This window comes from Xanthomonas sp. WHRI 7945, from assembly GCF_035026585.1.
The window spans coordinates 38,730-56,888 of the sequence record NZ_JAYIQP010000010.1; the positions used below are offsets into that span (position 1 = coordinate 38,730).

Below are 18,159 nucleotides of genomic sequence, written 5' to 3' on the forward strand. Positions count from 1 at the left end.
ATACGGCAGGCGCCGCCGGGTGAAGAATCGTTATTTTGCCGTGCACACATTATGTCAACGGCTGCCAAAAATACTTTGTTTCAAGCTACGCATCACAGGTAAAGAAAAGTACCTGCGAATGTCTCTTCAATATCATTGTTCGAGCGCAACCTTTCTCCTGCGCCACCACTGTGGCGCAAGCACGCTACAGGTCAAGAAATTCCCCGGATCCTATCCGTCGTTTTCTCACCAAGGAGAGAAGCAAGTGCTCAACCTCAATATTTCCCGTTTCAGCGCGATCGCCGTTGCGGTCGCGGCCCTGTCCAGCGGTTCGGCCATGGCGGCCGAGAACCTGTACGGCGGCGGCGCCACCTTCCCGGCGCAGCCGTACGTCGGCACCGGCTACCTGACCCCCAACCCGGATGCGCGCCTGTCCACCAATGCCGGCAACACCCCCGGCACCGGCTTCACCGTCTCCGGCATCGCCGCCGGCTCGGTGTTCGGCACCTACAAGACCAACACCACCAACAACGTGTCGTACTGCCAGACCGGCAGCGGCCTGGGCAAGACCGCGCTCAACGGCGCGATCGCCAACCAGAGCTGCCGCGACTTCAGCGCCACCCCGGTGGGCTTCAGCGCGCCGACCAGCGCCAGCAACACCCCGGACTTCATCGGCACCGACTCGCCGCTGAGCACCAACGACTACACCACGTTCCTGGGCGGTGCCAACGCCGCGGCGCGCGTGGGCCTGGTGCAGATCCCGACCATCGCCGGCGCCATCGCCCTGCCGCACAACGATTCGGTCGACAACGTCGCGCTGACCACCGCTCAGGTCTGCCAGATCTATTCCGGCCAGGTCAGCAACTGGTCGTCGATCCCGGGCGTGACCGGTTCCACCGGTCCGATCAAGATCGTCTACCGCACCGACGGCAGCGGCACCAGCTTCGCCTTCACCAGCTTCCTGGCGGCGCGCTGCAACGGCACCGCCAACGTGCCGTCCGGCTTCGTCTTCACCCCGAACCAGAGCTTCACGGCTGCCCTGCCGGGCGGCGCGAGCGCCGTCTATGGCACGCGCGGCGTCAGCGCCAGCGGCAACGCCGGCGTGGTCGCGGCGGTACTGAGCACCGCCAACGCCGATGCGCTGGGCTATGCCGATATCGGCGAAGTGGTCGCCCAGGCAGCCGACTACGCCACGGTCAACGGTTTCGACCCGGCGCTGTTCGGCAAGAACGCGTCCGGCGTGCCGACCCCGATCAGCATCAACCCGACCACCGGGTTGCTGGCCGGTCGCGTGCTCGACGGCGCCACCGTCAACCTGGTTCCGGGCAGCGGCTCGACCGCGGTCAAGAACTGCGTGCGCCTGGTCAGCCCCTCGGCAGCGATCGCCAATGCGTACCCGATCGCCGCGATCACCTACCTGGCCGGCTACGTCAACGGCAACGGCAGCGCTGCGCACATCCAGGCGCTGAAGGACCTGTACGGCCAGTTCTACAACACCACCACGCGCCCGGTGCTGCCGAACGGCTTCGCTTACCTGGACGGCGTCGCCACGTTCCGTACCTCGGTGCAGTCGACGATCACCAACTGCGTGCAGTAAGGCTTCACGCCAGGATGGCAACGGACCGGCGGGCAGCGATGCCCGCCGGTCTTTTTTGTCTGGACGCCCCATTCGATGCAGCGATCGGCACGGCGCGACGCGATCCGCATCCCGGAACACGCGATCGTCGCACGCACGCATGCGCACAGCGCCGCACGCCTCGCCGGGAGAGATCGGCACCCCTCGCAACACGACTGCGGCGAAGGCCGCTACGCCGAAGCCGGCGGCTCCTCCTGCTCGCGCAAAAGCTCCTCCAACATCTGGATCGCGCCATCGATCCGCGTCAGCGTCTGCTGCAGATTGATCTTGCGGGCATCCAGCTGCTGCAGCTGCACGCCACCCGCGCGGCGCTCGTCCTTCAACTCCTGCAACCGTTGCGCGATTGAATTGCGATCCATGGCGTGGCACCTGCGTGGATTGGATCGCTAGAGTAAACCAGCGTGTCCGGCTGCTGCGCAGCGGGCGCTCGGCCCATGATCGCCATCAGCGTGGTCGCGTCGTTCGCCGATGGCGATGGCCGTGCGGGTTGCCGGACGCACCTGTGCGGCGACGTCCCAGGCTCAGGCGTACAACACGCCCGGCCGTCCTTCCTCGACGATCGCATGCGGCACGAAGCGCGCGCTGTCGCGGGTGATCGGGCCATCGTCCTCGCGGATGCCGATGCCGCACGCGGTGTCGCCGACGATCCAGCTGCCGACCATCGGATAGCGGCCGTCGAACGCCGGCAACGGATGCGCCTGCTGGCGGATGCACGGCCCTTGGTAAGGGCCGTCGCTCTGCAGCATCCGGCCGTCGGCCAAGTGCAGGGCGATGTTGGCGCCCTCGCGCGAATGCAGCGGCTTGCGCACCCAGCCCGGCGGCAAGGCGGCACCGTCGTCGAACGCGGCCGGCAGCAGGTTGGGATGGCCATGATGGCGCTCCCACAGCAGCGGCAGGATGCCCTTGTTGCTGAGCAGCGCCTTCCACGGCGGCTCCAGCAGGCGCAGGCCCGAGCCCGGCAAGGCCTGGCCGAAGCGCTCGGCGAACAGGTCCTCCAGCGGATACAGCTTGAACAGCGCGCCGATCACCGCGTCGTCCAGGTCGGTATAGCGACCGTCCTCGGACAGGCCGATGTCCTCGATCGCGATCGCCTCGCCGAACAGCGCGGCCTGCGCCGCGCAGTCGCGCAGGTAGGCGACCGTGCCCTGGTCTTCTTCCGAGTCGCGTACCGCGGCGAAATACAGCGGCGGCGGCAACTGCGCCGCCAGCTCGGCGAAACGCGCCACCAGGGCCTCGTGGATCGAGTTGAACTGGTCGGCGTCGCGCGCCAGGCGGCCCTGCACCCGCTGGTCTTCCAGCCACTGCCACTGGAAGAACGCCGATTCGAACAGCGAGGTCGGCGTGTCGTAGTTCAGTTCGTACAGCTTGGCCGGGCCGGTGCCGTCGTAAGCCAGGTCCAGGCGCCCGTACAGGTGCGGATCGCGGCGCCGCCAGCTCTCGGCGATCCAGTCGCGGAACGCCGGCGGAATCGCCAGCCGCTGCATCAGCGCCTCGCTGGCGACGATCTCGTCCACCAGCCCCATCGCCATCTGGTGCAGCTCGGCGCTGGGATCCTCCAGATCGCGCTCGATCTGGCGCAGGGTGAACGCGTAATAGGCGCGTTCGTCCCAATAGCGTTCGCCGCCGATGGTGTGGAAGCGGAAGCCGCACTCGGCGGCCTGCGCGCGCCAGTCGCCGCGTTCGACGATCGCGATGCGTTGCATGTGCTTGCCTTGGCTGGTGCGACGTGAGGACGCGGCGATCAGCCGCCGAAACTGCCGCGCGCGCCGCTGGAGCTGCCGAAGCCGCCGCGGCTGACGGTGACCGCACGGTTCGGCGTGGCGCCGATATGGGTCATGGTCTGGTTGCCGCGCAGGCTGGTCGCCGCACCGGCGCCAGCACCGGCGCCGGCGGCCGGGCGCTGCCACTGGCTCTGCCGGTCCTGGTACGCGGGCGCGGCGTTGAAGCCGGCCATGCGGTTGCCGTTGAGCATCTGCGACAGGAAGAAGCCAGTCATCAGCGGGCCGATGAACGAATGACCCTGGTGGTCGCGCTGTTCCACGCAACGCTCGGCGGAATACTCCTGCGCGCACTGCTCGCGGCTGGCGTACTTGGGTCCCTGCTCGGCCGACTGCTGCTGCGCCTGCTTGAACGCCTCGCGGCAGGTGGTGATGTCGTGGGTCTGCGCCGCGCAGGCTTCCACCGAGGTATACAGCCCCTCCTGGGTCTTGGCCTCGCGCTCGCAGGCGGTGAACAGCAGCGGCGCGGTGCCCATCAGCAACAGCGCGGCCTTCTTGGATCGTTTCATCGTCTCCTCCCGGACCTCAGAATGCGATGATGCCTGGTTCCGGCCGGAGACGGAAATCGCCGGCACCGCGCATGCCCATTCATCCGTATCGCCTCACCGTCGGCCAGGTGCCGTGGCGTCTTCCACACGATGTAGCACCATGCCGGTTCAGCGCCGGCAAGGCAGCCGTGCAGGCCGCGTGATAACGTGGCCAATGGCCTTGCGCCCGGCGCAAAAGGTTGCGAATGCAACCCTTTCGCCCCGCCGGGCCGACCACTTCCGCCAGCATTCCGCCCGCCTTCCGACCGCACGACACCCCCATGCCCGACTATCGCTCCAAGACCTCCACCCACGGCCGCAACATGGCCGGCGCGCGCGCGCTGTGGCGCGCCACCGGCATGCAGGACGCCGACTTCCACAAGCCGATCATCGCCATCGCCAACTCCTTCACCCAGTTCGTGCCCGGCCACGTGCACCTGAAGGATCTCGGCCAGCTGGTCGCGCGCGAGATCGAACGCGTCGGCGGCGTGGCCAAGGAATTCGACACCATCGCCGTGGACGACGGCATCGCCATGGGCCACGACGGCATGCTGTACTCGCTGCCCAGCCGCGAGATCATCGCCGACTCGGTGGAGTACATGGTCAACGCGCACTGCGCCGACGCGCTGGTGTGCATCTCCAACTGCGACAAGATCACCCCGGGGATGCTGATGGCCGCGCTGCGCCTCAACATCCCCACCGTGTTCGTGTCCGGCGGGCCGATGGAGGCCGGCAAGACCAAGCTCGCCGACCACAACCTGGACCTGATCGACGCGATGGTGATCGCCGCCGACCCTAATGCCTCCGACGAAAAGGTCGCCGCGTTCGAACGCAGCGCCTGCCCCACCTGCGGCTCGTGCTCGGGCATGTTCACCGCCAACTCGATGAACTGCCTGACCGAAGCGCTGGGCCTGGCCCTGCCCGGCAACGGCACCGTGGTCGCCACCCATGCCGACCGCGAGCAGTTGTTCCTGAAGGCCGGGCGCACCGCGGTCGAACTGTGCCACCGCTGGTACGGCGCCGAAGACCCGACCGCGCTGCCGCGCGGCATCGCCACCTTCGCCGCGTTCGAGAACGCGATGACCCTGGACATCGCGATGGGCGGCTCCACCAACACCATCCTGCACCTGCTCGCCGCCGCGCAGGAAGGCGAAGTGCCGTTCACCCTGCGCGACATCGACCGCCTGTCGCGGCACGTGCCGCAGCTGTGCAAGGTCGCGCCGAACATCCAGAAGTACCACATCGAAGACGTGCACCGCGCCGGCGGCATCCTCTCCATCCTCGGCGAACTGGCCCGCGGCGGCCTGCTGCACACCGACCAGGCCACCGTGCACAGCCGCACCCTCGGCGATGCCATCGCGCAATGGGACATCACCCAGACCGACGACGACGACGTGCACACCTTCTACAAGGCCGGCCCGGCCGGCATCCCCACCCAGATCGCCTTCAGCCAGGCCACACGCTGGCCGACGCTGGACGCCGACCGCCAAGCAGGCTGTATCCGCGACGTCGCCCATGCCTACTCGCAGGAGGGCGGACTGGCGGTGCTGTACGGCAACATCGCCCTCGACGGCTGCGTGGTCAAGACCGCCGGCGTGGACGAATCGATCCACGTGTTCGAAGGCAACGCCAAGGTGTTCGAGAGCCAGGATTCGGCGGTCAAGGGCATCCTCGCCAACGAAGTGAAGGCCGGCGACGTGGTGGTGATCCGCTACGAAGGCCCCAAGGGCGGCCCCGGCATGCAGGAGATGCTGTATCCGACTTCGTACCTGAAATCCAAGGGCCTGGGCAAGCAATGCGCCCTGCTCACCGACGGCCGCTTTTCCGGCGGCACCTCCGGCCTGTCGATCGGCCACGCCTCCCCGGAAGCCGCCGCCGGCGGCGCCATCGGCCTGGTCCGCGACGGCGACAAGATCCTGATCGACATCCCCAACCGCAGCATCAACCTGCTGGTCGACGACGCCGAACTGGCCGCCCGCCGCGCCGCACAGGACGCCCAAGGCTGGAAGCCGGTCGAAGTCCGCCCACGCAAGGTCACCACCGCACTGAAGGCGTACGCGCTGCTGGCGACCAGCGCGGACAAGGGCGCGGTGCGCGACAAGGCGATGCTGGACGGTTGAGGCGTTTCCATGAAGGCCGTGGATTTTCGCGGTCTTCATAATGTCCTGGCATTGCGCTGCGGGAGGGACTCTGGGTGGCCTCGGGCCATCAGCCCCGACGCCTGACCACAAACGCCCACAGCCGGGTTGCTTTTCTTGACGGCAGCGTCACTCACCGCCGACGCCCAGCCCATCCAGCGGGCTGCGCACCGCCGAGGCCCGCGCCCAAGCACATGCGTGTAGATCTGCGTGGTGGCCACATCCTTGTGGCTCAGCAGCTCCTGCACGGTGCGGATATTGTGGCCGGCCACCAGCAGGTGCGTGGCGAACGAATGCCGCAGGGTGTGGCAGCTGGCGGGCTTGGTCAGCCCCGCCGCGCGACACGCGGCCTTGACCGCACGCTGCAGCCCTTTCTCGTCCATATGATGGCGCCGGATCGCGCCGCTGCGTGGGTCCACGCTGCATCGCGGCGCGGAAACAGAGACTGCCAGCCGACCTCCCGCGACGCATTCGGGAACTTGCGTGCCAGCGCATCCGGCAGCCACACCTCACCGCCGCCCGCCGCAACATCGCGCGTGTGCACCCGGCGCGCGCTCCAGCTGCGCCAGCAATGCCTCGCGCAAGGACAGCGGCAGCGTCGTGCGCCGATCCTTGCCGCCCTTGCCATCGCGCACGACGATCTCACCCCTGGCGAAGTCCATGTCCTTGATGCGCAGGCGTACGCATTCCATCAATCGCATCCCGGTGCCGTACAGCAACGACGCCATCAGGTCATGGCGTTCATGCATCTGCGCCAGCACGCCCGCCACTTCATCCCGCGTCAGCACGGTAGGCAGCCGCTGCGGACGCTTGGCCCGCTGGATCCGCTCCATCCACTGCAGCTCCTGCCCCAGCACCTCGCGATACAGGAACAACAACGCCGCCAGCGCCTGGTTCTGAGTGGACGGCGCCACGCGATCGCGTACCGCCAGCGCGGTCAGGAACCGCTCCACGTCCTGCTCGCCCAAGACATCGGGATGGCGCTTGCCGTTGGCCAGAATGAAACGGCGCACCCAACCGACGTACGCCTCCTCGGTGCGCTTGGCCATCCCCAGGCGCCGGATACGCGCACGCAGCCGGTCGAGGAGGCGTGGCGCCCGAGGGTCCGAGAATGCCGCCCCCTCAGGCCCATCGACCGCACGCCGGCACGATGCCGCGCCTCGCGTTGAAAGCGCCCCGTCGGAGTGATAGCGTCCCATACCATGGCTTCCGCAACTGGAATGCGGCATGGTTACGCACAGGAATACACCCCACCATCGGGGAAGATCGTTGCTACAAGGGGGCCTCTCGGCCATATCGCTATCGGAAATCCCGGACTACACACCGGGATTACGCGACGTTTTGTCTTCGAATAGTAGTTAGGCCTCGCACTCGCTACTCTTTGCCCACCCCGTCAATACCCTTTCCTATCAACCTGGGAGAAACCATGCGCGCGCTACTTCTTGCCCTTACGCTGCTGACCCTTGCAACCGCCCAAGCAAATGCCGGGGAGCAGACTGGCACGGTCAGAATCGATCACGGCCAATTTGGATCCAGCGCCACATCAGCCGGACTCATGTTCTTCGTTTTGCAAGGAGGTACCAAGACAGGGAAGCCTTCCTGCAACACATACATTGATCGGTGGGTAATCAATAACGCCTGGCCGGCGGCAAAGGTCCAGACAGCAGTACTTCTCGCGGCAATCACATCAGGCAAGACGGTCACAGTCCGGGGCAGTAACGACTGCACTCAATGGCTTGACTCAGAAACTGCCATAGATATTCAGCTGAACAACTAAAGTCGACGCCTAACCAGTCGGTCAAGCGGACCCGCAGCGGCGTGCCACCAGGGCCCGGTGGGCGGTACACTGTATTTGGCGTTTTACCCGCCCCTTTGGCCAGTTCGTCGCACGCCAGTCGCCCCACTGCCATGGGACTGCAATCCTTGCGATTCCGCTCACCGGCCAAGGAGCCGCGTCGTGAAAGCGCTAATTGCCATCGTTGTCTGGTGCCTTCTGTTTGTGCTGTGCTGGCCGCTGGCCTTGCTGGCCTTGGTCCTGTGGCCCATCGTGTGGTTGCTCACCCTGCCGTTCCGCCTTGTGGGGATCACGTTCTCTGCCATGTTCGCGTTCCTACAGGCCATCCTGTTCTTGCCTGCCCGCCTCCTTGGTTGGCGGCCAGGACGCGTAGCGACGGCCTAAGCCATTCGTTCAAGCCGAAGCCGTTTCGCGGCTCGGCACTCAATCGGCGCTAGACCGCGAATGACAGACCTCCAGCAACTCAGAGAAATCGCAGCGCAGCTTCGGGAGCTGCAGCGGACCTCTCCGACCAACGGCTCCGAAATCCGTGCCTGGGATGCCTCAGCGCGCAGATTCTCCGAAACGTTGCGCATCCCGCTCCCATCGCAGGCCATGCACTACCTGCACGATGCGGACGTCCGCATCAAAGACCCGGAGTACGGGAAGTTCCAAGATGAAATGCTCTCCCGTATCACCTCGGAGCTCGAGTCAGGGATCCTTCCTGCATCCACTACCACGACCTTGTCCTTTCATCCACGCTGGTTGGGAGCAATTGCTTTGTGTGTTGTCGCAGTTATCTGCTGGTTCGTATTTTGGTGACGCAGCCTAAGAACTCATTCAAGTCGAAAACGCTTTGGATCAGGAATTGAACACCGCAATCATCTCCTTCGAGGGCCCAACATTCTTCGCTCCTGAGGACGAGGAGCAGTTCTTTGGATGGCTAGGCTCGCTACCCTGAGTACAAGGACATTCGGGGCAAAGGCACCACCTTGGACTTGGAATTGGCGCATCCGATAAGTGCCGATACCGTTCGGCAACTCCTGGTTCTATTTCGCCGCTGGTGCGTTGACCCGGGCCCACTGTGCCCTTTGTGGTCTCCTGAGACCGCTGACTTCGTACTTTGGGAGACCTCTCTTTCGAGAGGCCTCCATTGCTGTGGGCCTGCAGATTGAGGCCTGACAACTCGTTCCAGCTGGCGCCGCTTCACGGTGCAGCCAATTCGGCCTTGGCGCCAGGAGGATTCATGGAAGTCTTGATCGCGATAGTGATTGTTGCCGGCCTGGCTAGCGGGCTGGCCGTCTTGCTGCTCGGCTTATTGCTACCTCGCAAGTTCTGCCCTAGATGCAACACGGCGTTGCCTCGCTTCCGCAAGCCTTCAAGCACCCGGGAAGCGATGCTCGGGGGCTGGTCGTGTCCGTCTTGTGGTGCAAAGATCGCCCGCAATGGCGCGCTCCTGCCGGACTAGCGGCTTTTTGGTGCCCCTGGCACGTCGTTCGACCCGAGCCCGCAGCCGAGAACTTACCGAGCAGGTGTGGCTGCCCAAGACCTGGACCTGGCATTCGACTGCGCCAAGCCGGCACCGTTCGCACTACTTCGCGCCGCACCAGATCGGCGCGCCTCACAGGGCGAGACTTCATGACGAACTCGCAACGCCCGGACAGCTACTGTGCGAGCACCTTGCAGACGAGGGAATTGCGATGTCGAACCTGCACAAACAGACGCTGGAGAAGGCCAACGAAGCCATCTCCCGCGGCGATTTCGAAGGCTTCCTGCGCCACTGCACGGAAGACACCGTATGGAACTTCATCGGCGACCGGACGCTCAGGGGCAAGGATGCCGTGCGCCAATGGATGGCAGAGGCCTACAAGCAACCGCCCGTGTTCCGGGTGCATCGGATGATCGCGGAAGGTCAGTTCCTTGCGGCGATCGGCGTGATCACCTTGAAGGGATCGAACGGGCAAAAAGTCGAGCATGCGTACTGCGACGTGTGGCGCTTCGAGGACGGCCTGATGGCCGAGTTGAATGCCTACGTGGTCGAGCCCTGATCGATCCTGGATCACGCCACGCGGTGGGAGTTGCAGTGAGCGACCGACAGGGCGACAGCGGCTCTTCGATCGCCCTTGGGGACGTTACGATCGCATGGCTCCTTTCGCCGGTCGCAGCGTCTTGCTCCACGGCCGTCTTGCCTCGCGACCACCACTCATCCAAGCCGATCCCACGTCGCGGGCCGGCTCCGTATAGGTCAGATATTCATGCGAACGCTTCAAGAACTGCTCGACGGCGACGACCCGGCGATGCCACTGGTCAGGCAATGGCTTTCCGAAGCCAGCCGTCCGTTCGAGGTCCTTCCGCCTTCGCAGCAGCGCGGCGAGGTCCTGGTCGGCCTCCAGGTCACCACCCGCTCGCCCATGGGCGCCATCGCGTACGAGACCGGCGGGCTGTTGATCGATCACGGTTGGCTGCGCATCCTCGGTTCGGGACATCCGAAATTGCCGCGCGACATCGTCGAGTGGAACGCCGGCCGGTCTTCGGGTCACCTGCTGGTCGCGGACGATGTGGTGGGCGGCTTCTTCTCGGTGAACGGCGGCAGCCTCGGAAGCGATCTGGGCGCGATGTACTACCTTGCGCCCGACACGCTGCGATGGGAGGCCATGGACATCGGCTACACCGATTTCCTCTGCTGGGCACTCAGCGACCGCCTGGACCTGTTCTACGAAGGCTTGCGCTGGCACGGCTGGGAAGCCGACGTGAAACAGTCCGATGGCACCCAATGCTTCAACTTCTTTCCGTTTCTTTGGACCGAGGAAGGGTCCGTCGAATCCAGCTCCCGTAAACTGATCGATGTCGCGGAGCAATTCGCTTTCAATACGACGCTGGCCGGCTGCGCGGAATGAGCCGCAATCCAGGCGCCTTCGCCGGCGCCATGGCCGGCGCAGAGCCAGGTCGTCCGGCCGGCCCTCCCAATCGCCCAGCCCTCGAGAGACATCCATCCCTATGCTCCACCACATTTCCCTTGGCGTTTCCGACATCGAGCGCTCGGCGCGCTTCTACGACGCGGCGCTTCTGCCGCTCGGCTACGTGCGCGTGTGGGAAGACCTGACCCCGGGAGACGACGATCAAGCGGTGGGCTACGGCCTGCCCGGCGGCGGCGACCGGTTGGCGATCAAGCTCAGGGGCGCGAACGCGTGCGCACCCGGCCCTGGATTCCATCTCGCCTTCGCTGCCGCCAGCCATGCTGCCGTCGACGCCTTTCATGCGGCGGCGCTGCAAAACGGCGGCCAGGACAATGGCGCTCCCGGGCTGCGTCCGGACTACGGGGACAGCTACTACGCCGCGTTCGTCGTCGATCCCGACGGCCATCGTCTCGAGGCCGTCCTCAATTCGACGCCCTGACACCGGCATACCGCTCAGCGGCGCTTTGAAGCGAGTGCGAGAATCGGTGCATCGATCGGGTTGTCGGGCAGCTTCCTGGATTCGTTCGCTCCACAATCGAACGCCATTCGGCAGCGTTGCGCAACGATGGTCTGAGCGATAGCGCTTCCGGCCTGCCTGGTCGAAGGAACGACTCGAGGTTGCGTCGGGAATGCGTCAGCGAGGCTTCTTCGTTATCCTGCCCGCCCTTCTTTCATGGACGAACACCGAACCCAATGTCCGACGACGCCGCGTCCCGTATCGGGAACATATTGCTGGGCCTGCTGTTCGCGCTGCTCGGGCTCGTCTTGCTGGGTGTTGCGGCCGGTCTCGCGCTTGACCGACACGAATTCCTCGCTCGCGCACAGACCGCCGATGGCGTCGTCAGCCGCTTGAACGCCGGCGGCGCGCATCCTGAGATCGCCTTCACGACAGGTGCTGGCGAAAAAATATCCTATCCCCAGGGCGGCTTCATCTCCATCCATCGGCCAGGTCAGACGGTGCGGGTGCGTTACCTGCCCGAGTGGCCGTCGGGCAGCGCCGTGATCGATGATCCGGGTGCGCTGTGGGGCGTGCCCGTGGTCATGGGAGGCATGGGCCTGATATTCGGCGTCGCCGGCGTGTCAAGAGTCGTTCGCCGCAGCCGCGGTGCGGGCGGATCGCAGCAACGACGTTGAACGCACGCGCCACCCAGCCGATGCGGATCGGAATGTCGCTCGCAACGATTCGACCGTGCGCCTACGCTTGAGCAGCAGCTGTCGAAAGCGATCTTCTGACGACATGCCTTTATGCACTGCCCGGTTAGGCTAATGACACCTCTCCGTTACGGACAGCGCCCATGCACCCAACCCAGCCATTGCGGATCGGCCTGATCTCCGACACCCACGGCCTGCTGCGGCCACAGGCGCTGGCGGCGATGCAGGGCTGCGACGCGATCGTGCACGCCGGCGACGTCGGCAAGCCGGACATCCTCGACGCCTTACGCGCGATCGCGCCGCTACACGCAATCCGCGGCAACATCGATACCGCGCCATGGGCACAGGCGCTGCCCGACGTCCTGGACGTCGAGATCGCAGGCGTGCGCCTGCACGTGCTGCACGACCTGAAGACGCTGGCGCGCGAACCGGCGGGCGTGGACGTGGTGGTCAGCGGGCATTCGCACAAACCCTTGCTGCGGACCCGCGACGGCGTGCTGTACATCAATCCCGGCAGCGCTGGCCCGCGCCGTTTCAGTCTGCCGATCAGCGTCGGCTATCTGCATCTGCAGGCCGACGGCGTCCGCGGCGAGCTGTTGAACTTGGTGTGAGACGGCTGCAGGCGTCATGCAAGCATGGAACTGGCATGTAAGCGATGGACCGCGCTGCAGCGCGCAGAGGACACGGCAGCCACGGCCGCAGTGGTTGGTGACGCGTCGCCACTTTCGCGGATACCCGGCGCCCAGATCGGGCGCTCACCGGCGATCACGCGATCCGCACGATGCGGCAGCCGATCGTGGCTTTGGCGATGGCCAAGAACGTCTGGCGCCATCTCGCTCCACGGCCGCGCTGGCGCCCGCCGATGCATGGCGCCATGCCGCCCCCAATTGCGCCGGCGGCGATCGCTGCTGCCGGCATCGCCAATCTCCGCTAGAGTTGGCCGCGAGCCTTGGGGTTGACCGGCACTGCGGGGACGGGAAGCAGGGCAGAGGCCGCGCGGGGGCGCAAGGCACTACCAAGGCGCCCGATGCAGCGGGAATGGACGGCGTGCATCGCGCAGAAAAAGGGGGATTTCTTATGTGGAAAAAGTTCGGCGGTAGCTTCGGCAAGATGGGCCTTGGAAAAATGTCCAAGGACGAATATCAGGCAAACCTCAACGGCATGAACATGTTCTTCGGGGCCGTGCTGGGGTTGGTCCTCGCCGGTACCGAGAAGCTCAACGACTGGCAGTTCGGCGTGGTGCTGACCATGCTCGCCGGCATCGTCATTTCCATTCTCTTCATCTCCAACAGCCGGCACAGGGTGGTCTATGCGATCTATACGGTCGTGCTGGTGCTGACGCTCCCCGGGATGGTCGACCTCATGCTCCGAGGACACGATGTCATCCCCGGCAAGGTCCAACCCACGCTGATCGTGTGGACCGCCATGACCATCATGGTGGAATTCTGGGGCCGCGAACGCGACCAGGGCGCCCCTACGGCCGGCTCCGACCAGTCCAGTTGAGGCGCAGATGGCCATTCTCAAGCGCATCGTCCAATCCTTGTGGTGGCTCGCGCTGGCCTACGTTCCGTTGGCGCTCTCCGACGCGATCGGTCATTTGTATGATGAACTGGGTTGCTCGCTCCATGCCGATTGTTATGCCCGAGGTACGGGCGCCGGATTCGCACTCGAAGTACTGGACTTGAAAATCGCCATGCTGGTGTGGCCTGCCTGCATTTGGTTTCTTGGCCTGCGCTGGGTGGTCACTCGGCTTGGCATCCGCTCTTTTCTCAGAAAGACATTCAGGCCGAAGTGGCCGCATCGATAGGATTGATTCCAATGCCACTCTCCACTAGCGCATGTATGCGCTGGATCTGCGCTCTTGCGCTGTCACTTCTAGCCACTTCCTGCGCCACCGTGACAGCGCCGTTGTACACGCATCGGCCACGCCCCGTCCTTGCTCACCCGACCGACGCAAGATTCGACTTTCGAGGGACGTGGGAGGGTTCGCTCGATGGTTTCAACGCGCCCCACTACGTGGACAGCGCGGGCTTTCCGATGCGTTTCCGCTTCGCTGTTTCCCGCTGGCATGTGCGTGTCTACAACATGGTCAAGGGATCCTGGCAGGAGATGAAACCAGGGCAATTCCGCATGCGCAACGCTGGCCCGCACGCGCTCATCTATAGCACCAGCTCGGGCCGGGACGAGGATGGCGTTTGGGTGGAATCCTCGTCATTCACGCTGGCGCGCACCTCGAAGGATGAAATGCTCGTCTATTGGCAGCGCACCGTGAACAACCTCGACGTCGCACCGACAGATCAGTGGTATCAGTTCGCGTGGGGCTACAGTGGCACCATGCGTCGAACACCGGCTGGAAACCCGCATTAGCGGAGAGGGACGTCCCCGCCCGATGACGCGGCATCAATGCGAGCATGACCGCGGAAGCGACTCTGCAGCCGGATGATCCCGGTACGCCACCCAGCTTCTACTCCAACCACTTTTCCGTCACTGCCGTCCATGGCGCGATCACGGGTGGATGTGTTTTCCCGCAGCGATCTTGTTGGCACGAGCCATGCCGCCCGCACTCACCAATCCGTCGGCGCGTAGTCCTTCAGGAACTGCCCCCACACGTGCTCGCCGGTGTTGAAGCCATGGATGATCGGGTCGACGATGCGCGCGGCGCCGTCGACGATGTCCAGCGGCGGATGGAAGCGCTCTTCCTGCACCTTGCGCGCGGCGATCTCGGCCGGATCCTCATCGGTGACCCAGCCGGTGTCCACGCTGTTCATGTGGATGCCGTCGTTCTGGTAATCGGCGGCCGAGGTCCGGGTCATCATGTTCAACGCGGCCTTGGCCATGTTGGTGTGCGGGTGCCGGGTGGTCTTGAAGTTGCGGTAGAACTGCCCTTCCATCGCCGACACGTTGACGATGTGCTTGTCGCGTTCGGGCGTGCGCAGCATCAGCGGCTTGAGCCGCGCGTTGATGATGAATGGCGCGATGGCGTTGACCAGTTGCGTCTCCAGCAGCTCCACCGACGGCACTTCGGCCATCAGCAGGCGCCACGAGTTGCGCCCGCGCAGATCCACCTGCTGCAGGTCCTGGTCCAGCCGGCCCTCCGGAAACAGATGCTGCTGGCCGAGCAGTTCGTCGGCCAGCAGCGGCATCTGCGACAGCTCGGCGGCGCGCACCAGACCGTCGGCGCCGCTGATGCCGTGGCCCTGGCCCGCCGCCAACGTGGTCGCCGACGCCGCAGGCAACAGCTCGGGGCTGCGCAAACCCTCGTAGTGGCCGACCAGGCGGCGCACGTGCTCGGGCAGTTCGTGCAGCGCGGCGGTTTCGCCGGCCATCATGTGCGCGTAGAACTGCGGCGGCCGGCGCACGGTCTGGCAGGCGTTGTTGACGATGAAGTCCAGCCGCTCGCGCGTGGCCAGCAGCTGGCTGCAGAACGCCTCGACGCTGGGCGTGTGGCGCAGATCCAGGCCGAACACCTGCAGGCGGTGGCCCCATTCGGCGAAGTCCGGCTCCTGTGCGTAGCGCGCGGCCGAGTCGCGCGGGAAGCGCGTGGTCACGATCAACTCGGCGCCGGCGCGCAACAGCTTCAGTCCGGCCTGGTAGCCGATCTTGACCCGGCCGCCGGTCAGCAGCGCCACACGCCCGCGCAGATCGGCGGTCTCGGTGCGCTTGAAGTAGTTCAGCTCGGCGCAGGCCGGGCACATCTGGTCGTAGAAATGGTGCAACTTGGTGAACTTCTGCTTGCACACGTAGCAGTGGCGCAACTCGGGCGAATGCGGTGCCGCAGGTTCTTCGGCCGCGGCGTTGCTGGCGTCGTGCAGGCCGGCGGCATGCGGCGGGAAGTAGTTCGGCGTGCTGAACACCGGCTTGCGCCGCAGCGCGCGGATGCCGGTCTGCTCGAGCAGCGCCTCGGCCTTGCGCACCTTTTCCTGATGGCGTTCGCGCGCCTGCTGCTTGAGCAACTGCCGGCGCGCCTTGGGTTCCGGGTGATAGACCTTCGCCACCACCTGGTGCAGGCGCACGCGGTCGGCCTCGGGCAACGCATCGAGCACGCTGCGGTCGGCGTCGATGGCTTCGAGCAGGTCCAGGGCGACGCGCAGGCGTTCGGTCAGGGGCAGGTCGTCGGTGGCGGGGGGCGAGGCGGTGGTGTTCAAGACGGATCCGGAATGAGCGGCGGCGAGCCGTGGCGAAAGGCGCGGCAGAACGCCGACGAAAGACAGCGGTAGAGACAGCGATGCGGCGCGCCCGGCGCTTGCGGCGAACGGGAGCGGCAGCGCTAGGGGCGTTGCGACCGACCGGGATGGGCCGGCCAGGCGGCATTTTCGCCGATCAGGGGTGCCGGCGCCATGTCGGCGCGGATTGCGCCTCGACCTCACGCTCCACGCGCCAGGCGCCGGTGTCGCGCTCATGCGCCGTCGGCGGGTGCGTCGACCTTGCGTACCGCCGTCTGCCGCGGCTTGAGCGCGCGGCCGGCGGCATCGCGCGGCAGCATCGCCGGCACCGGCTTGCCGGTACGGCGATCGAGCAGGCGCGAATGCGCCTCGCCCGGCACAAACAGATGCCGCTCGCCCCATTGCCGCAACGCCAGCAGCAGCGGGAACAGCTGCTCGCCTTTCTCGGTGAGCGCGTATTCCTGGTAGGCGCTGCCGTCGGCGGCCGGCCGCAGCGCCAGGATCTGCGCCTCGACCAGCAGCCGCAGGCGATCGGCCAGGATGTTGCGCGCCATGCCCAGACTGCGCTGGAAATCGCCGAAGCGGCCGATCCCGTCGAAGGCATCGCGCAGGATCAGCAACGCCCAGCGCTCGCCGATCAGATCCACCGAACGCGCCACCGGGCACGGCTGGGCGGAGTCCTTGCTGCGTCTGGCCATGCCGTCTCCCCTTTGCCGAGTGCGCTATCGGTTGCATTTTAAAACCAAAGGCGACACGCTGTTACTGGTTTTTAATTGAAACCAGTTAGCGAAACGCAACCCATGCCGACCGTATCCGATCCCGAGCTCAAGCCGCCCAGGCTGAGCCGCGCGCAAGTGGCGCTGTTCGCCTGCGCCAGCGGCGCCAGCGTGGCCAACGTCTATTTCGCGCAGCCGCTGCTCGATGCGCTGGCGGCGGAATTCGGCATCGGCCAGGGCGCTGCCGGCGGCGTGATCGGCGCGACCCAGGCCGGCTGCGCACTGGCGCTGCTGCTGGTGGTGCCGCTGGGCGATCGCCATGCGCGGCGCCCGCTGATGCTGTGGCAAGGCGGCGCATTGCTGGCCGCGCTGCTGGCGGTGGCCGCGGCGCCGACGCTACCGGCACTGCTGGCAGGAATGCTCGCCCTGGGCCTGCTGGGCACAGCGATGACCCAGGGCCTGATCGCCTATGCCGCGGCCAGCGCCGCGGCGGCCGAACGTGGCCGGGTGGTCGGCGCCGCCCAGGCCGGCGTGGTGATCGGGCTGCTGTTGGCGCGGGTGCTGGCTGGCGTGATCGCCGATCTGGCCGGCTGGCGCGGCGTCTATGCCGCATCCGCCGCGCTGACCCTGGCGCTGCTGTTGTGGTTGCGGCATGCGTTGCCCGCCCTGCCCGCGCCGCAACGGCCGCCCGGCTATGCGGCCCTGCTGCGCTCGATGCTGCGCATGCTGGCGCACGAGCGGGTGCTGCAGATCCGCGGCGGCATCGCGCTGCTGATGTTCGCCAGCTTCTCGATCTTCTGGACCGCACTGGTGCTGCCGCTGAGCGCAGCCCCGTATGGATACTCGCATGCCACGATCGGCGCATTCGGCCTGGTCGGGGCGGTCGGCGCGCTCGCCGCAGCGCGTGCCGGGCGCTGGGCCGACCGTGGCTGGGCGCAGCGCTGCAGCGGGCTGATGCTGGCGCTGCTGCTGGCGTCGTGGCTGCCGCTGGCGTTGGGCATGCATTCGCTGGCGGCGCTGATTGTCGGCATCGTCGCGCTGGACATGGCCGGCCAGGCGATCCACGTCATCAACCAGAGCCTGATCTTCCGCGGCGACGCGTCGGCGCACAGCCGGCGCGTCGCCGGCTACATGCTGTTCTACGCGCTGGGCAGCGGCCTGGGCGCAATCGCCGCCACCGCCACCTATGCGCATGCCGGATGGACGGGCGTGTGCATACTGGGAGCGGCGACCAGCGCGGCGGCGCTGCTGTTCTGGGCGACCACCCTGCGCTGGATGCCGGCGACATCCGCGCGTTAGCCAGCTTCATCGCAGGCATCCGCCGTTGGCGACGTAGCCG

At 66.1% G+C, this 18,159-nt stretch carries 19 protein-coding genes and 1 pseudogene; 14 read left to right on the top strand and 6 right to left on the bottom strand.

Annotated features, from left to right (window positions below):
• Positions 1–244 precede the first annotated feature (244 nt).
• Entirely contained in the window at positions 245–1,576 is a 1,332-nt protein-coding gene (locus VDQ83_RS09950) for a substrate-binding domain-containing protein (RefSeq protein ID WP_455434793.1), read from the top strand.
• A gap of 209 nt (positions 1,577–1,785) precedes the next feature.
• On the opposite strand, the gene VDQ83_RS09955 is transcribed toward VDQ83_RS09950, so the two are convergent.
• The 3 genes from VDQ83_RS09955 to VDQ83_RS09965 all read right to left on the bottom strand — a co-directional run bounded on the left by VDQ83_RS09955 (position 1,786) and on the right by VDQ83_RS09965 (position 3,902).
• Positions 1,786–1,938, bottom strand: a complete 153-nt coding sequence (locus tag VDQ83_RS09955; RefSeq protein ID WP_455434794.1) for a hypothetical protein — start codon at positions 1,936–1,938, stop codon at positions 1,786–1,788.
• A 198-nt stretch (positions 1,939–2,136) separates the two neighbouring features.
• Positions 2,137–3,318 carry a glutathionylspermidine synthase family protein gene (locus VDQ83_RS09960; RefSeq protein ID WP_455434795.1) on the bottom strand — a complete coding sequence of 394 codons (1,182 nt, stop codon included), beginning with the start codon at positions 3,316–3,318 and terminating at the stop codon, positions 2,137–2,139.
• Positions 3,319–3,356: 38 nt separating this feature from the next.
• The gene (locus VDQ83_RS09965; RefSeq protein WP_455434796.1) at positions 3,357–3,902 is read right to left on the bottom strand and encodes a DUF1190 domain-containing protein; all 546 of its coding nucleotides are present in this window, start codon (positions 3,900–3,902) and stop codon (positions 3,357–3,359) included.
• A gap of 299 nt (positions 3,903–4,201) precedes the next feature.
• On the opposite strand from VDQ83_RS09965, the gene ilvD reads away from it, so the two are divergent.
• The gene (gene ilvD / locus VDQ83_RS09970) at positions 4,202–6,040 is read left to right on the top strand and encodes a dihydroxy-acid dehydratase (RefSeq protein WP_455434797.1); all 1,839 of its coding nucleotides are present in this window, start codon (positions 4,202–4,204) and stop codon (positions 6,038–6,040) included.
• Between the two features lie 147 nt (positions 6,041–6,187).
• On the opposite strand, the pseudogene VDQ83_RS09975 reads toward ilvD, so the two are convergent.
• A pseudogene (locus VDQ83_RS09975) lies at positions 6,188–7,107 on the bottom strand (integron integrase).
• Positions 7,108–8,015: 908 nt separating this feature from the next.
• Here VDQ83_RS09975 and VDQ83_RS09980 point away from each other — a divergent pair.
• From VDQ83_RS09980 to VDQ83_RS10030, 11 genes are all read left to right on the top strand, one after another.
• The gene (locus VDQ83_RS09980; protein ID WP_263396108.1) at positions 8,016–8,237 is read left to right on the top strand and encodes a hypothetical protein; all 222 of its coding nucleotides are present in this window, start codon (positions 8,016–8,018) and stop codon (positions 8,235–8,237) included.
• A 60-nt stretch (positions 8,238–8,297) separates the two neighbouring features.
• A complete protein-coding gene (locus VDQ83_RS09985) occupies positions 8,298–8,654 on the top strand; it encodes a hypothetical protein (protein WP_455434798.1) in 357 nt (118 codons plus the stop codon).
• A 424-nt stretch (positions 8,655–9,078) separates the two neighbouring features.
• The gene (locus VDQ83_RS09990) at positions 9,079–9,300 is read left to right on the top strand and encodes a hypothetical protein (protein WP_263396110.1); all 222 of its coding nucleotides are present in this window, start codon (positions 9,079–9,081) and stop codon (positions 9,298–9,300) included.
• A gap of 232 nt (positions 9,301–9,532) precedes the next feature.
• Positions 9,533–9,880 (top strand): nuclear transport factor 2 family protein, encoded by a 348-nt coding sequence (locus VDQ83_RS09995; protein ID WP_455434799.1) that lies wholly within the window; start codon positions 9,533–9,535, stop codon positions 9,878–9,880.
• A gap of 207 nt (positions 9,881–10,087) precedes the next feature.
• A complete protein-coding gene (locus VDQ83_RS10000; RefSeq protein WP_455434800.1) occupies positions 10,088–10,729 on the top strand; it encodes a DUF2625 domain-containing protein in 642 nt (213 codons plus the stop codon).
• Positions 10,730–10,829: 100 nt separating this feature from the next.
• The gene (locus VDQ83_RS10005) at positions 10,830–11,228 is read left to right on the top strand and encodes a VOC family protein (RefSeq protein WP_263396113.1); all 399 of its coding nucleotides are present in this window, start codon (positions 10,830–10,832) and stop codon (positions 11,226–11,228) included.
• 254 nt (positions 11,229–11,482) lie between these two features.
• Positions 11,483–11,923 (top strand): DUF3592 domain-containing protein, encoded by a 441-nt coding sequence (locus VDQ83_RS10010; RefSeq protein WP_455434801.1) that lies wholly within the window; start codon positions 11,483–11,485, stop codon positions 11,921–11,923.
• A 161-nt stretch (positions 11,924–12,084) separates the two neighbouring features.
• On the top strand, positions 12,085–12,552 hold the full coding sequence (locus VDQ83_RS10015) for a metallophosphoesterase family protein (protein WP_263396115.1): 468 nt from the start codon (positions 12,085–12,087) through the stop codon (positions 12,550–12,552).
• A 427-nt stretch (positions 12,553–12,979) separates the two neighbouring features.
• Entirely contained in the window at positions 12,980–13,444 is a 465-nt protein-coding gene (locus tag VDQ83_RS10020) for a hypothetical protein (protein ID WP_455434802.1), read from the top strand.
• Positions 13,445–13,451: 7 nt separating this feature from the next.
• The gene (locus tag VDQ83_RS10025; protein WP_455434803.1) at positions 13,452–13,748 is read left to right on the top strand and encodes a hypothetical protein; all 297 of its coding nucleotides are present in this window, start codon (positions 13,452–13,454) and stop codon (positions 13,746–13,748) included.
• Between the two features lie 209 nt (positions 13,749–13,957).
• The gene (locus VDQ83_RS10030; RefSeq protein ID WP_455434804.1) at positions 13,958–14,308 is read left to right on the top strand and encodes a hypothetical protein; all 351 of its coding nucleotides are present in this window, start codon (positions 13,958–13,960) and stop codon (positions 14,306–14,308) included.
• A 197-nt stretch (positions 14,309–14,505) separates the two neighbouring features.
• On the opposite strand, the gene VDQ83_RS10035 is transcribed toward VDQ83_RS10030, so the two are convergent.
• Positions 14,506–16,086 (bottom strand): SDR family NAD(P)-dependent oxidoreductase, encoded by a 1,581-nt coding sequence (locus VDQ83_RS10035; RefSeq protein WP_455434805.1) that lies wholly within the window; start codon positions 16,084–16,086, stop codon positions 14,506–14,508.
• 251 nt (positions 16,087–16,337) lie between these two features.
• The gene (locus VDQ83_RS10040; protein WP_455434806.1) at positions 16,338–16,802 is read right to left on the bottom strand and encodes a winged helix-turn-helix transcriptional regulator; all 465 of its coding nucleotides are present in this window, start codon (positions 16,800–16,802) and stop codon (positions 16,338–16,340) included.
• 102 nt (positions 16,803–16,904) lie between these two features.
• Here VDQ83_RS10040 and VDQ83_RS10045 point away from each other — a divergent pair, with 102 nt between their 5' ends.
• The gene (locus VDQ83_RS10045; protein WP_455434807.1) at positions 16,905–18,119 is read left to right on the top strand and encodes an MFS transporter; all 1,215 of its coding nucleotides are present in this window, start codon (positions 16,905–16,907) and stop codon (positions 18,117–18,119) included.
• The last annotated feature ends 40 nt before the right edge of the window (positions 18,120–18,159 follow it).